The organism is Geotalea uraniireducens Rf4 (assembly GCF_000016745.1).
Taxonomy (GTDB): domain Bacteria; phylum Desulfobacterota; class Desulfuromonadia; order Geobacterales; family Geobacteraceae; genus Geotalea; species Geotalea uraniireducens.
The window spans coordinates 3,600,461-3,615,148 of record NC_009483.1; the positions used below are offsets into that span (position 1 = coordinate 3,600,461).

A 14,688-nucleotide genomic window follows, 5' to 3' on the forward strand; every position below is an offset into this window, starting at 1 on the left:
AGCGCCTTGTTGTCGGTAAAAACCGGGTACCAAGAGGCAAACTCATCTCTTCGGCAACCCGGCTATCCTTTTAGGTCAGGACCCGTGGCTTTGCGTCACCAGATTGCTCTGGTTTTGCCCGTTCGGAGAACGTTTTGAAGCTTAGAACTGTTGACTGCGTAAACGAAAAAACCCGCGCCATAGCCGATGATTCGACTGATAGCGCGGGTTTCACTTGCCCCGTAAGGATGAGACTTACCGCTTTGTTCTATTCAATTCTGCCAGCAGAAATAACTTCTATTCGCCAGCATCATGCTTTGTTGGCAAAAGTCGCGAAATTATTTCAGGCGTTCCTGCTTCATCACATCGGACACCCGGTAATCGGCAACATTGATCGTCACCTGGAGACACGGCGCGGAGAGTAGGCCAATCTCTTTCATGCACTCGGTCAGCTTCCGCTTCCACTCCGGGTCAAGGCCCGGTTTTCGTATGATCTTCTCCATGGCTATACCTCGTAGACCGATAAAAAAAGGAGCACTCTCATCTTCCGAAGATAAGAGTGCTCCTTTGTGTCGGTAACATACCGGGTGCCAGGATGCATATCTCATCTCTTCGGCAACCCGGCTATCCTTTAGGTCAGGACCCGTGGCTTTGCGTCACCAGATTACTCTGGTTTTGCCCGTTCGGAGAACGTTTTGAAGCTTAGATCAAATCGATGAACACCTCGCTCCTGCGCTTTTGAACAAAAAAATTACCTGCACATTCAATAAAAAAAGGAGCACTCTTATCTTCCGAAGATAAGAGCGCTCCTTGTGTCGGTAATATACCGGGTACCAAGATGCATATCTCATCTCTTCGGCAACCCGGCTATCCTTTTAGGTCAGGACCCGTAGCTTTGCGTCACCAGATTACTCTGGTTTTGCCCGTTCGGAGAACGTTTTTTCATTGCTTAAATCGAATGGTTTTTCTTTTATCAAATGCCCCAAAGAATAGCAACAATTTTTTTGGCTGAGCAGAATATTTTTGCTCTTCAAGTGATTTTCGAGAAACTGTTTACTGTTGGCGTGACGTTCCCCCCCAAAAACTGACCCCAAAAGTTGTGTGAGACTTTCACAATTCGAAAGGACGCACAATAGGGGCGGAAAAAGCAAAAGGCCCTGACTGCGAAAGAACTGCGAAAGTCAGGGGCCAAAGCTTATAAGTAACTGATTTTAGAAATAAAATTGGAGCGGGAAACGGGATTCGAAGCCGCGACCTTCAGCTTGGGAATCTGAAATTTTATGGTTTCAGAATTATTCTGCGCGTCTCACCACCCCCTACATTACGTCCTTAACTAGTTGACATAGCAAGATTTGTCTTGTATATCCCTTCCTATTCCTTCCAAATATTTTTGATCGTTGCCAAGACAGTAGAGGTTACACAGAGGTTACACGTGCCCGATACGATGACACCCCAAAATCGACAGCGCAAGCGTGAACAACGTAAACCCGGTCCTTTCACTGACAGGTTCATAAAAAGCCTCAAACCTGAAAGCGAAATGTACCAGGTGCGTGAGGGACGAGGATTTGCCATCCGTGTTCTACCAACAGGGGTCAAAACCTGGTACTACATCTACACCTTTAACGGCAAACGCAGACAACTCAATCTCGGCAACTACCCTGACAAGAGCCTGGAAGACGCGCACAAGGTTTATCTGGAGTCCGCCGCCCTCGTAAAAAATGGCGTAGATCCCATGGACAAACCCGTTGCTGCAGACCCACCACCCCCGCAGGTTGAGCTGACAGTGCGGCGCCTCGCCGTTGACCTCTATCTTGATGAGTGGTCGAAGATCCACCATTCGGAAAGATGGCATTACAATAATAAGAAAGCCCTGGAAGCCGATGTTTTGCCGGCCTGGGGTGACCGTTTGGCTGCCGATATTCGCCGAAAGGATGCAGTGGAAATTCTGGAGCTCGTGGCGAAACGTGCGCCCGGCCAGGCCCGGAATGTTCTGAAGGCGGCAAGGGGTATGTATACCTACGCCGTCGACAGGGAACTGCTGGAGTACAACCCTTTCACCGATATCAAGATATCCAGGACAATCCCCAAGATGCAGCCCATGTCCCGGGATCGTGAGCTCTCAGAAAAAGAAATCAAGCACCTCTGGAACGCGATAGATGAAGGAGGAGGGAGTGACGGCACAAAGCGTGCGCTGAAATTAATCCTGATCACCGGTCAGAGACCGGGTGAAGTCGTGGGGATGCACCGGCAGGAAATTGAAGGAAAATGGTGGACGATACCGTGGCAACGTATCAAGACCCGCAAGCGCCGCCAGGAAGATCATCGTATATACCTTTCGCCTCTGGCCATGTCGCTTATCGGAGATGGCAAGGGATTCATCTTCTCCGATCCATCCGGCGAAAACTCCATGACTGAGAATGCCCTGAGTCACCATGTTCGAAAAGACATTCCGGATACAGTAAAAAAGCCGTATTACGGTCTCCCCCGCTGGACGCCACATGATCTCCGCCGCACGGCGGCTACCAGACTGTCCAGGATCGGGGCATCCGACGAAATCATCGACGTAATTCTGAACCACGCAAAAAAAGGGGTTAGCGGAATTTACAATCGGAACAAGTACGACAAGGAAAAACAACAGTGGCTCACCAAGTGGTCTCAGCATCTGGAGAAACTTATAAATGGCAAACAAGCTGCCACCAGCACGAGTAACCGTGGCAAAAAGCGAGGTAAGAAGGCCGGCGACGACAAGAAATCTTGATGCAGCTCCTCCCTCCCCCCCAAGTCCCCTGTTTAGTATTTCTAACTGATTGCTTTAGTTGCCGACATATGTTACATAATGTAGGCATATATTATTATCTGCCGACGTAATATCACCATAACCATGAAAATTTCACCGATAGAAAAAATAATCAGCCTTGCCAAGGAAGGGGGCATCATCCGTCCCCGTGATCTGGATGCATATGGCATCCCCAGGGAATACCTGCGCCGCCTTAGTGTCAAGGGAATCCTGGAGCGCCAGTCCCGCGGCATCTATACCCTTCATGAGGTCGAACTGACCCAGCATCACAGCCTGATGCAGGCATGCAAGCGGCTGCCGAAAGGGGTGGTCTGTCTCCTCTCCGCGCTCCGCTATCATGGTCTCACCACCCAGGCACCCTTTGAGATCTGGATGGCCATTGACCGCAAGGCACGGCTTCCCAAGGTGGAAGGGGTGCCGCTTCATCTCGTCCGTTTTTCCGGTGAGGCCCTCACTGAAGGAATCGAGCGCCATCGGATCGAAGGTGTGGACGTGAGTGTCTATTGTCCGGCCAAGACCGTCGCCGACTGCTTCAAATACCGTAACAAGATCGGGCTGGATGTGGCACTCGAGGCCCTGCGCGAATGTCGGCGCGAGCGCCGCTGCACCATGGACGATCTTTGGCGCTATGCAAAGATCTGCCGGGTGGCAAACGTCATACGCCCCTACCTGGAGGCTCTTTCGTGACCAGAAAGAATCCGTCTGACATTTCCGCTTCCGTGCGGCAACGTCCTAAATAGATCCAAGGGGCAAGGCGAAGATTTCCAGCTTGTCCTTACCCGTTTCGTCCTGGAAAGACTCCTTTACCGTCTAGGCCGTTCCCAGTTCCGAGAACAGTTCATTCTCAAGGGGGCCATGCTCTTTTCCCTGTGGGGCGACACACCTCACCGCGCCACACGCGACATTGACTTTCTCGGCTTTGGAGAAAGTGCAGTTAACCGGCTTGTACAGATTTTTCAAGCCGTATGCCTGACTCGGGTTGAAGAGGACGGAGTCATTTTCCTTCAGGAAAGCGTCAGGGGTATGGGAAATACGTGAAGACCAGGAATACGACGGGGTGCGGATCACCTTGGAGGCTCGCCTGGGAGGGGCACGGATACCGGTGCAAGTGGACGTCGGCTTCGGTGATACGGTTACTCCCGAGGCGGACTATGCTGATTATCCGACCACGCTCGACTTCCCCGCGCCATATATCCGCGTCTACCCCCGAGAAACCGTGGTTGCGGAGAAATTTCAGGCAATGATATATCTCGGCATGGCTAACAGCCGAATGAAAGATTTCTATGACCTCTGGATCATAGGAAAGACGTTCCCATTTGAGGGAAGAATCCTGGCACAGGCGATCATGGCCACATTTTCACGACGCAGAACCGCTTTAACTGATGTCCTCCCCCTGGCTCTAACAGTGGAATTTTCAGAAGACTCCGGCAAGCAGACGCAATGGCGAGCGTTTATCAAAAGGAACCAACTGGCACCAGCCGATTTATCTCTGCCCACGGTTATTGCCGAAATTAGGGAGTTTATCCAGCCGACGATGAATGCCACTGCACGGGGAGAAACTTTCGATTTTACCTGGCCACCGGGAGGACCGTGGCGGCATGTAGCAGGCGAAGCATGATTATTGCAGATTCTACTGCCTTCCGGCAGGAAACCCTGAAAATATGAGACACGAGCAGATTTCGATTATTGAGGCTATCAGACTCGATGAAGCCCGGCTTGCCCGACTGGATGAAGAAAGACAGGTTGTCAACGACCGATTACGGCACCTGCATGCCCAACTCGCAGCCCTAGAAGTAGCAGCAACTCCTACCGTTGAATCTTCCTCTCTCTCGCCTGACGAAAAGATTGCCTTGTTTCGCTCCATCTTCAGAGGGCGGGAAGATGTATTTCCCAAGCTCTGGATCAGTCAGAAAGGTGACCGTAAAGGCTATATGCCGGCTTGTGTCAATGACGGCAGCTACGCGACCGGGGTCCTGGACGTGGCCATGATGCAGAGTCTGGTACGTAAAGAGGAGGTCGCCGACCTGGTGGCCGACTATGGCCAGGTCATCGTGGATGAATGTCATCATCTGCCGGCATTCTCCTTCGAGCGGGTGCTGGCCGAGGTCAACGTTGGCAAGGGTCTGCTGTGAGCTGTATCAAACTCCATATCTTGCCAGGCATAGGTCATATGGAAATAGCGACCGTACGACATAAACATGCCGTATCGCTCATCCAGTCGATTGCTTCCACCGTGCCGGGATCAGCACGTAACACTATGAAATTTGCCAGACAGATGTTTAAATACGCTTGTCGCCAGGAATGGGCCAAAATTCAGCCATTCATCGAGATTACGGAAGCGGTGCCAAAGATTGCGCCGAAAGCTGATGAGCGTCACCTTGATGATGACGAGATCGTCAAGGCGTGGGATGAAATCAGCAAATCATCGAGCTCTCTCGAAGTAAAAAGGGCATTGAAGCTTATACTCGTGACAACGCAGCGTCCCGGCGAAGTGGCACAAATGCACCGCGATCAGATTAAAGGGAGATGGTGGACAATCCCGTCTGAGGTAGCTGGGAAAAATGAGCGAGAGCATCGGGTCTACCTGACGGACACGGCCCTTGAGTTGATCGGGGATGGCAAGGGCTATATTTTCCACTCAGAGAGTGGAAAACGCGGGCATGTTTCAGGTAACACACTATCCCAAGCAATAAACCGCGGGTATTTGAGCGATGAAATAGTGAAGGTCGTCGGCAATCGGAAAATCAAGGCAAGAAAGGAACCCTATTTTGGCATGAAGCCTTGGTCACCCCATGATCTTCGTCGCACCGCTCGCACAAATATGGCACGTGTTGGGGTATCAGATGAAGTGGGTGAGGAAGTAGTGAACCACACAAAGCCAGGTGTGGTGGGGGTGTATAACAAGTACCGCTACGATAACGAGAAAAAAGACGCCCTTCTCAAATGGGAAAACCTTCTCCTAGAAATCCTGAAAGCTAAACCTGCAACCGCAGAAGATGTCGCAGAGGTTGCGTGAAGCTTGGATTTGCCGCTCGCAATAATCCCTGAACTGCTTTCGCTCATGATCGTTATTTTGCGTCCTCGGGTTTATTACTAACGGTTACCAATATTCACCGAACAAATGACAACATAAGCCGAGACTATAATTTGAATTTCATATAAATTAAAATTTAAATAAAGTCACTACTGTCCCATAGTTAGTACATAAAAGAAGAGGCTCGGAGAGCTACTTGTGGCATATTCAGTTCGTCAAAACACGAATATAAACAAGGAAATCCGAGCCGTGGCCCATTGTAACGCAGTGCTGAATCACGTGGTGACTCAAGAGACATGAATTTGAATCCCTCGCACGCAAACATCATGTAGGGAGCTGCTTCAGATCGTTCAACCGCTGGACTCAGTTTATGGCGCTGCTGGTAGGTCAGCTTTCGGGGCGTAAAACTCTGCGCGATCTGGTAGAGAACCTGGCAGTTCAAGGCCACAAGCTGTATCACCTCGGAATGAAGAAGGTTCCCCGCACAACGCTGGCCCGGGTGAACGAGGAGCAGCCGCACCAACTGTAAGATGCTGGGGCGATGTGAAGCCACCGCCCCCAAAGAGTCGCTTCAAGCTGAATGCAAAGCTATTTCTACTGGACGCTACGGTCATCAACCTAAACCTGAAGGTCTTTCCCTGGGCGACTTACCAGCAGAAGAAGGGAGCCATTAAGCTTCATGTTGGCCTCTCTGCCGACGGCTATTTGCCTGAATTCTTTGATATGACGACCGGCAAGGAGCACGAAATTAACTGGGCCAGAGCCTTGAAGCTGCCGGCCGGTTCCTTCGTCATCTTTGACCGCGGGTACACCGACTACACTTGGTACCAGACCCTCGTGGAGGAGGGCATTTTCTTCGTAGCAAGGCTCAAAGACAATGCTTTCGTCGAGTACTTCAAGAAACGGCGTGACAAATAAGCCAAAGGTGTTGTTGACCAGGAAGTCGCGCTTAAGGGCATCAAAGAGAGACTGCGGTTCGTGCAGTTCAACGCCGAAGACGGTAACGAGTACCGGTTCATCACCAACGTGCACCACCCGAAGGCCGACGTCATTGCAGAGCTTTATCATTGCAGAGCTTTACAAGCAGCGGTGGCAGATAGAGTTGTTCTTCAAGTGGATCAAGCAGAACTTGAAGGTGAAGACGTTCCTGGGGACTTCCGAGAACGCTGTGCAGACTCAACTCTGGATCGCAATGTGCGTCTATCTGCTGCTCGCATGGCTGAAGTTCAAATCAAAGCTTGGGCTGTCAGCGCAGCAGATGTTGCGATTATTACAACTGAATTTGTTCGCACGGCGGAATCTGGAACACCTATTTCGACCACCTCAAATTACGCCAAACCCACAGCTGGCGCTGCTTTGAAAGCTATGGGACAGCAGTGTGGTGTCACATAAGTGAACAATGCCTCTGTTTTGCTGTCTGATCCGCGCATAACATTCCTCAACAATAGCAGTGAGTTACGCGCGGCAATATATCATAAAATAGCTGTTTTATCTATTTGAATTTCAACAACCTGCTTGGGCGAAGCAACGGAGAAAGAACTGGGGATTGCCATATAACCCGAGAAGGACGCAGCGGAATCTGAAGAGTGGCAATCCAGGGAGCGTATGCGATTCTCGGGAGCAAGAGCGCCGAAAGCAGCTTGCTGCGGCAGTTGCATGAACGTGTATCAAGGCAGAGAGGAAAAGAAGTGCTCTGGTAGGGTTAGTCAGGAGGATGCTGCAGGTCTATTTTTTTTACGTGATCCGCGCAGATCTGAGTATCAACTCCTTCACAATATCAGCGAGAATTATGAAAAACAAAGAGCCTGAGAAAGCATGAATCTGCAGGAGGCAACGATTAGCCCTCATATTTTCATTGGTTACAAAACTGGCTTGGAGAATGGGCGTGCTAACAGCATCAGTAAGGTGGGCCGCTTTGAGCGTGAGATCCGAATGGTATGGCGGGGTCCCTTATATGACGATGAATCCTAATGGCTGAATGATAGATAATGAAAATATGAAGAAACAAGAAGAGTGTTTATAAACTGTGTGCTTGGCATAAGCACCATTCATTGGAGGTAATATGAAAATTTTGTTAGTTCAACCCAGAGCTCATAAGATACCGAAAGGGCAAGGTGCCAGGTTTAACATTCCGCCGTGGTCCCTCTGCGCTATCGCTGGGCTGACTCCTGAGAAGCACGAGATCGAGATAATCGACGAATTACATGATGACATCAATTTTGACGAGAAAAACCTGGGGTTAGTTGGAATAACCGCAGCCACCGCTGCCGTAAAACGTGGCTATGAGATAGCTGATGAATTTCGCAAAAGAGGCGTAAAAGTCGTAATGGGTGGGATACATGTTACAGCAATGCCTGAGGAGGCCCTGGAACATTGTGATGCCGTTGCAATCGGTGAAGCAGAACTGATCTGGGAAAAGATCCTGGAAGACGCAGAAAACAATTGTCTGAAACCGACCTACAAAGCAGATGTGTATTTCGATATGAAAAACATGAAAAAGCCAAGATTTGACCTGATAAATCATCGGGAAAGATATCTATGCTACCAGTTTGTGCAGACAACCCGGGGTTGTCCGTTCAACTGTGAATTTTGCTCGGCAACAAAGTTTTGGGGAAATAAATACAGGTATCGCCCTATCGATGAAGTGATTGAAGAACTAAAGACCTTTGATAGAACGCAGAGGGTATTCATTGTCGATGACCACATTGGAGCAAATCCTGCGCACGCGAAAGAATTATTCGACAAACTAACCCCGCTTAAAATGAGCTGGGCCAGTCAAACAGGCGTAAAAACTGCTCTCAGAGAAGGCTTTTTGAAACATGCTGCTGAAAGTGGATGCAAGCATTTGTTTATCGGTTTTGAATCAATCAACGAAGAGAGCTTGAAAAACTCCAACAAGAAGCAGAATGACCCCAAGGAATTTAAGAAGATTGTTGAAGAAGCTCATAAGTACGGAATTCTGATTCAAGGAGCTTTTGTCATCGGCTTGGATGACGACAAAGCTGATATTTTCAAAAGATTGCACCGCTTTGTGGAGGAGATGAAATTCGATCATATTCAATTCAACGTCCCGTATCCCTATCCCGGGACTGCACTACAAGAGCGCCTTATCAAAGAAAACAGAATAACTAGCTTTGATTACGACAATTACGTATATGACGGGATCAATTTCATTCCTAAGAACATGACTCAAGAAGAGTTACACAAAGGCTACAGGTGGCTTTACCAGAAAAACTCCTCGATATGGATTTTATTTAAGAGGAGCATGAGAAAGGTGTTACGAGGTCAGTTCCTTCTGGCCATTTTAGCTCTTTTCATCAATCTCGGAACCAGACGCGGATATCTGTTCATGAAAAAATGCGGCAATGAATACAACCCGATTAAGTATCCTGACACAACTGCCTAACAAGGCACCGGTCTCAATCGACGACCATGAAGGATCACCCACCCGGCAGGCATCGAGGGCAGGTGTTTTTTTCGAGAGAGAAGCGACGGGCGGCATAGAAACATACGAAGGGATGCACTGAAGGGCTTTCACGCATATGCAACTGCCAGGCTGGATGACTAACCGAGCGCGATTACTCGCACTCCAGGGAAGGGGCAGCATATTAACGATCAGTCACAGGGTCGTATATTAGGCTGGTTTTGAGGTGGTTTAATGCATCGACTGCTTTTGTTGTGCCTTGGGGTTCTTGTTCTTCCTGGGGTGACCCTAGCACTTACGCTGGATGAAGGACTGAAAATAGTGGCTGAGATGGGACGTGATGTCAAGATCGCCCGCGCCTACGAAGACGCGGCCCAAGGAGGTGTACGGCTTTCTCGTTCAGCATTACTTCCCCGAATAGACGCGTATGTAAACCAGACCTGGCTCAGACACCAGCCCCAGGCAAGAATATCCTTTGCGGGAAGCACGGTTACTGCCGCCAACGCTAACAAGGATTTCCTATCCTATGGCGTTATCGCCACACAGATTTTATATGACTTCGGGAAAACCTCCTCATCCATCAGTGCGGCAAAGTACGCTCTTAAGGCAAAGGAGATCGAGACTCAGCGTGCCCGAAACCGGTCAGCGTTGGACTTCACCATCGTATATTACGACCTGTTGGAGGCGGAAAAGCTTCTGCAGGTGGCACACGAGGACGTGCAGCGCTATGCGGCGCACAAAAAAGACGCCGATGCGCGCTTCGGCAGAGGAGTTGTCACGCGGAACGAGGCCTTGAAGCCGACGTCAAGATGGCTGATGCGCGCCAGCGGTACCTGATTGCGGACAATCGTCGGTCCTTCCGCGCGTCGTGTCTGAACAGCTTGCTTCTGCGGCCCCTAAACGATGCTGTACAGCCCGTAGAGGTCGCTAAGACCCCTTCGGCAGGCATCACTCTCGAACAAGCATGGACAACGGCAGAGACAGAGAGCCCCGAAATCAGGGTGATCGATGCGGAGATCCAGGAGCAAGTAGAAAATTTAAAGTCTATACGTGCCGAGTATCTCCCGGACCTGTTTCTTCAGGGAGGATATCAGCACCAGGATAATTCGTACGTTGTGCACGAGGACAACTGGTCGATGATCGCAGGCCTGACGTCAACCTTTCCTCCGGCGGGGCTACCAGCGCAAAAATGGCCACGGGAAAGGCAGAGCTTTCAGCTTTGCAGCTCACCAGGGAGCAGGTCGTTGACGCAGTGCGGCTTGACGTCAAAAACGCCCACCAAGACCTGCAAAGCTTTGCGCAGCGGATCGAGGTCATGAAAACCTCGGTTGGTCAAGCAGAGGAAAACCTGCGTCTCCAGCGGCTGCGCTACCAGGAGGGCGTGGGAACAGCCATTGAGGTCCTACGTTGCTATCAACCGCGCAGACCGACTGGTGGCGGGCACAATACGACTTCGAACGGGCCGAGGCCGGATTGTTATATGCCATGGGCAAAGAGTTCAGGAGAATGTACAAAAGCTGAAACCAGCTCAAGCTCGATCTCAAATTGATTCCAAGCTATTGAAATGAGCCATGGGTACCCATTTCTTAGGAGAAGTTAGAAAATGGCAGAAGAGCAGAACGGAAATAGTCGGAAAAAGAAGAAAGCTTTCGCGATAGTCAGTGTCATTGTGGTCATTTGCCTGATCGCAACCTATTTCTATTCGTCATACCGCAAGACGCATATCTCCACCGACGACGCCTTTATTGATGGCAACATCCATACGATCGCCGCGAAGATTAACGGCACCGTGAAGTCGGTCAATGTCACGGACAACCAGCCGGTAAAAAAAGGCAGTCTCCTGATAGAACTCGATCCCGTAGATTATTCCGTGCGACTTCAGGAAGCAGCGTCCGCCGTGGGTGCGGAACGGGCCAAGTTCTCCGAGGCCGACACGAGGATTTCGGCGGCTAAAGCTACCCTTGATCTGCAGCGGGCTAACTTTAAGTTTGCAGAAATCGAAAAGAACCGTGCGGAGAACCTGTACCAAAAAGAGGTCTACTCACGCGTCCAATACGAACGCGCCATGACTGCGTATGAGGTTACCGCGGCCCAAGTAAAAGGAGCGGAAGAACAGCTCAGGAACACGGAATCGCAGAAGTTGACCCAATCGTTCACCATCGACGAAAAAAAAGCCACCGCCGCAATGGCCGCGCTCAATTACAATTACACGAAAATTTACGCGCCGGTGGACGGGTACGTCACCAAAAAATCCGTGCAGCTCGGCAACCAGATCCAGGCGGGTCAGCCGCTCATGGCGATGGTGGGGTCGAACGAAATCTGGCTGACCGCCAATTTCAAGGAAACCCAGATTGAATATATCCGCCCGGGCCAGACTGTTGAATTCTCGGTGGACTCGTATCCCGGTAGAAAGTTCAAGGGAAAAGTCGACAGCATCATGCCAGGAACCGGTGTGACTTTTTCGGCCTTCCCCGCGGAAAACGCAACAGGGAATTACGTGAAGGTCGTACAGCGTATCCCGGTAAAGATCGTCGTCACGGAAGGCATGGACAAAAAACACGTGCTGCGGATCGGCATGTCCGCGGAGCCCACGGTACTGGCAAAATGAATCCATGGCTTGTTGCACTGACCGTGATGATTCCCTGCCTGATCGAGATCATCGACACCTCGATCGTGAATGTGTCGCTCGGCCACATTCGAGGATCGCTCTCGGCGAGTTTTGATGAATCCACCTGGGCCATTACCGCCTATCTCGTGTCGAATGCCATAGTGATTCCCATGGCAGCCTGGCTCTCCCGGCTCATCGGTAGAAAAAACTATCTCCTCAGCTCCATCGTATTGTTCACCTTTAGCTCATTCATGTGTGGCTCGGCCTGGAGCCTGCAGAGCCTGGTATTCTTCCGGATCGTCCAGGGCATCGGCGGCGGCGGGCTCATTCCGCTCTCCCAGTCCATCCTGCTGGAGAGTTTCCCGCGTGAAAAGCACGGCACAGCAATGGCCATCTTCGGCATGGGAGCCATGCTGGGCCCCATCGTGGGCCCCTTGCTCGGCGGGTGGATTACCGACACCTGGTCCTGGCGCTGGATATTCTATATCAACATCCCCATCGGCATCCTTTCCATTATCCTGAATATCGTTGTGATCCATGATCCGCCTTACATGAAGCGGCAGAAAATGAAGATCGATTATTGGGGACTCATTTTTCTTTCAGTGGGACTCGGGTCGCTCCAGCTCATTCTTGACAAAGGAGAGCGGGAGGACTGGTTTGCTTCCGATCTGATACTGACGTTCGGCGTTATTGCAGTGGTGGCACTTGTTCTGCTGGTGATCAACGAATACTACGCGGACCGCCCGATCGTGAATCTGAAATTACTTAGGGACCGGACATTCACCAGTGGGTGCATGGTACTATTCTTTGTATTTTTGAACCTTTTCGGGGGGATAGTGCTGCTGCCCATCTTCCTGCAAATGCTGATGGGTTACACGTCAATGGACGCGGGCCTGGTGCTCGGCCCGGGCGGAATCGCCTCCATGATCGCCATGCCGATAACAGGCAAACTCGTGAGTGTAGTCGATCCAAAGCGCATCCTTGCCGTGGGCGTGTCCGTCTGCGCTCTTAGCACCTATATGATGTCGCAGTTCAACCTCGCCACGGATTTTTGGACCTTTGTCTTGCCCCGGGTGGCCAGCGGTTTGGGAATGGGACTCACGTTTATTCCGCTCACGACCATGACGCTGTCTCATATACCGCGTGAAGACATGACCGAAGCAACTTCCCTGTACAACCTGATCCGCAACCTGGGCGCCAGCGTGGGCATTGCGCTGTCGGCAACCATAGTCTCACGCCAGGCACAATTGCATCAGAATCGGCTTGCGAGTCACTTGTCTCCGTTTGATTCCAGATACACCTCTTACCATGACAGTATTGCAAAATTTTTGGGCGTGCAGGGAATATCACCTGCTGGCGCTGATGGTGTGATCTACCGGGAACTAGTCCGGCAATCTACGGCGCAGGGGTTCAACGATGCATTTCTGATAATGAGTTTGCTAACCCTGTGCATTCTTCCGTTCGTATTTCTCATGCGGCGCACTGATGCACCCACTGGACCGCCATCAGTGCACTGACGCAGACTAAAATGCAGGATGATCAGACATGGCTCCGCCGAGGTAATCATCCGGCACTTTAGCACCGTCTTCGAACAGCGGCAGAATGTGGGCGGTCAACCATTGACAGGTGTCACTTCTCTTAAATCGAAATACCCATTATAGCCTTTCATATAAACTGCGGCGCGATGACCGAATAGCAGAATTGCTTCGGTTTTGGTTTCCAACTCAATATCATAAATATCCGAGGTAACCCTTTTCCCCACCGAATAGGTTTGGTTCCAGCGCTCAACGAGTTCTTGACCATTAAGTGAGGGGTTTTTGAGTGCTGTTGTCTTTTCAGCGTCGCAATCTGGTATAGAAATTTTGGCAGCTGTTTCTCTGATGGGCATCGGTTCTTCGCTAATATCTGCGGCTTTAACGATTGGATTGGAATTCTCGACTTTATCAGCGCCTGATTCGACTTTTTGTTCAGGTAGTTCCTTAGAGCTTTCCCTAGCGGAGGCCCAATCTCTCTTAATAGAGACGACTAACTTGGTGAGAACGTCTCCTACACCTACTTCCAAAAATTCCATATCACCTTGTTCTAACAAATACATAACACTGTCATTCCATCTAACGCTGCTAGTGATCTGGCGAGTCAGGTTTTGGACGACTGCTTTTGAGTCGTATGGCGTCGCTGTCACATTGGATATTACTGGGATTTGCGGCTCTAAAAGGGTAAAGCTGTCAACGTATTCTTTAAATTCCTTCTCAGCTTGTTCCATATAACGGGAATGAAAGGCTCCATTGGTGTTAAGTGGAATAAACATGATTTTTGCTTTTTCAAAAAACTGTTGAGAGTTATTGATATCTTCCTTCAATCCGGAAATGACAATTTGAGCTGAACTGTTAAGGTTTGCGATATCGATGGTGGACAGATTCGCATCTTGCAAAATCTTGAGAATTTCATTTTCCGTAGAGTTTATAATAGCGGCCATCCCACCATTTCTGGCTTGCCCCATCAACTCCCCTCTTTTCTTAACAAGTCTGACACCATCTTCAAAACTAAATACTCCAGCAGCCTGGAGCGCGTTATACTCACCTAAACTATGTCCGGTTAAAAAATCCGGCTTTTCACCAGTATCTTGTGTCTTTCCTACATATGACAATGCATTCACAATATACATTGCAGGTTGCGTATACTCGGTCTTATTCAGCTTATGTTCCGGATCGTTCAGACAAAGATCCTTGATCGAATATCCCAATATGCTATCCGCCATATTGGTCATAGCCGGGAAACGATCAAAAAGACCCTCACCCATTCCTTTTCGTTGGGAGCCTTGACCTGGGAACATGTACGTCTTCATA

General features: G+C 50.1%; 14 protein-coding genes, 2 pseudogenes and 3 riboswitches. Of the genes and pseudogenes, 14 read left to right on the forward strand and 2 right to left on the reverse strand.

What is annotated here, in order from left to right:
- Positions 1–49 precede the first annotated feature (49 nt).
- Positions 50–129: riboswitch (cyclic di-GMP riboswitch) on the reverse strand.
- Between the two features lie 188 nt (positions 130–317).
- Complete coding sequence (locus tag GURA_RS24705; protein WP_198134479.1) at positions 318–482, reverse strand: hypothetical protein; 165 nt, start codon at positions 480–482, stop codon at positions 318–320.
- Positions 483–590: 108 nt separating this feature from the next.
- Positions 591–669, reverse strand: a riboswitch (cyclic di-GMP riboswitch).
- 164 nt (positions 670–833) lie between these two features.
- Positions 834–913, reverse strand: a riboswitch (cyclic di-GMP riboswitch).
- A gap of 510 nt (positions 914–1,423) precedes the next feature.
- Here GURA_RS24705 and GURA_RS15685 point away from each other — a divergent pair.
- From GURA_RS15685 to GURA_RS15735, 14 genes and pseudogenes are all read left to right on the forward strand, one after another.
- Entirely contained in the window at positions 1,424–2,737 is a 1,314-nt protein-coding gene (locus tag GURA_RS15685; protein ID WP_011939920.1) for a tyrosine-type recombinase/integrase, read from the forward strand.
- 123 nt (positions 2,738–2,860) lie between these two features.
- The gene (locus GURA_RS15690) at positions 2,861–3,463 is read left to right on the forward strand and encodes a type IV toxin-antitoxin system AbiEi family antitoxin domain-containing protein (protein ID WP_011939921.1); all 603 of its coding nucleotides are present in this window, start codon (positions 2,861–2,863) and stop codon (positions 3,461–3,463) included.
- Between the two features lie 168 nt (positions 3,464–3,631).
- Positions 3,632–3,814 (forward strand): nucleotidyl transferase AbiEii/AbiGii toxin family protein, encoded by a 183-nt coding sequence (locus tag GURA_RS25395; RefSeq protein ID WP_407639311.1) that lies wholly within the window; start codon positions 3,632–3,634, stop codon positions 3,812–3,814.
- Positions 3,756–4,394 (forward strand): nucleotidyl transferase AbiEii/AbiGii toxin family protein, encoded by a 639-nt coding sequence (locus GURA_RS24715; protein ID WP_198134480.1) that lies wholly within the window; start codon positions 3,756–3,758, stop codon positions 4,392–4,394. The genes GURA_RS25395 and GURA_RS24715 overlap by 59 nt, the downstream gene beginning before the upstream one ends.
- A gap of 43 nt (positions 4,395–4,437) precedes the next feature.
- Entirely contained in the window at positions 4,438–4,908 is a 471-nt protein-coding gene (locus tag GURA_RS25525; RefSeq protein ID WP_041245500.1) for a TOTE conflict system archaeo-eukaryotic primase domain-containing protein, read from the forward strand.
- Positions 4,836–5,792, forward strand: coding sequence for a tyrosine-type recombinase/integrase (locus tag GURA_RS15705; RefSeq protein WP_407639312.1), 957 nt, complete (start codon positions 4,836–4,838; stop codon positions 5,790–5,792). Before GURA_RS25525 ends, GURA_RS15705 begins: the two co-directional genes overlap by 73 nt.
- 364 nt (positions 5,793–6,156) lie before the next feature.
- Positions 6,157–6,339 (forward strand): annotated as a pseudogene (locus GURA_RS25405) (DUF4372 domain-containing protein); the annotation flags it as partial.
- A 14-nt stretch (positions 6,340–6,353) separates the two neighbouring features.
- Positions 6,354–6,728 (forward strand): transposase, encoded by a 375-nt coding sequence (locus tag GURA_RS25410; RefSeq protein ID WP_407639313.1) that lies wholly within the window; start codon positions 6,354–6,356, stop codon positions 6,726–6,728.
- A complete protein-coding gene (locus tag GURA_RS25415) occupies positions 6,688–7,170 on the forward strand; it encodes a transposase (RefSeq protein ID WP_407639314.1) in 483 nt (160 codons plus the stop codon). Before GURA_RS25410 ends, GURA_RS25415 begins: the two co-directional genes overlap by 41 nt.
- A gap of 702 nt (positions 7,171–7,872) precedes the next feature.
- A complete protein-coding gene (locus GURA_RS15715; RefSeq protein WP_049818938.1) occupies positions 7,873–9,216 on the forward strand; it encodes a B12-binding domain-containing radical SAM protein in 1,344 nt (447 codons plus the stop codon).
- Positions 9,217–9,468: 252 nt separating this feature from the next.
- On the forward strand, positions 9,469–10,071 hold the full coding sequence (locus tag GURA_RS15720; RefSeq protein WP_041245501.1) for a TolC family protein: 603 nt from the start codon (positions 9,469–9,471) through the stop codon (positions 10,069–10,071).
- Positions 10,044–10,783: pseudogene (locus tag GURA_RS25205) on the forward strand (TolC family protein). Before GURA_RS15720 ends, GURA_RS25205 begins: the two are co-directional and overlap by 28 nt.
- A 54-nt stretch (positions 10,784–10,837) precedes the next feature.
- Positions 10,838–11,842 carry an HlyD family secretion protein gene (locus GURA_RS15730; RefSeq protein ID WP_011939923.1) on the forward strand — a complete coding sequence of 335 codons (1,005 nt, stop codon included), beginning with the start codon at positions 10,838–10,840 and terminating at the stop codon, positions 11,840–11,842.
- On the forward strand, positions 11,839–13,359 hold the full coding sequence (locus GURA_RS15735) for a DHA2 family efflux MFS transporter permease subunit (protein ID WP_011939924.1): 1,521 nt from the start codon (positions 11,839–11,841) through the stop codon (positions 13,357–13,359). Before GURA_RS15730 ends, GURA_RS15735 begins: the two co-directional genes overlap by 4 nt.
- Positions 13,360–13,454: 95 nt before the next feature.
- Here GURA_RS15735 and fabD read toward each other — a convergent pair whose 3' ends face one another.
- Entirely contained in the window at positions 13,455–14,687 is a 1,233-nt protein-coding gene (gene fabD, locus GURA_RS15740) for an ACP S-malonyltransferase (RefSeq protein ID WP_011939925.1), read from the reverse strand.
- Position 14,688: the final 1 nt, after the last annotated feature.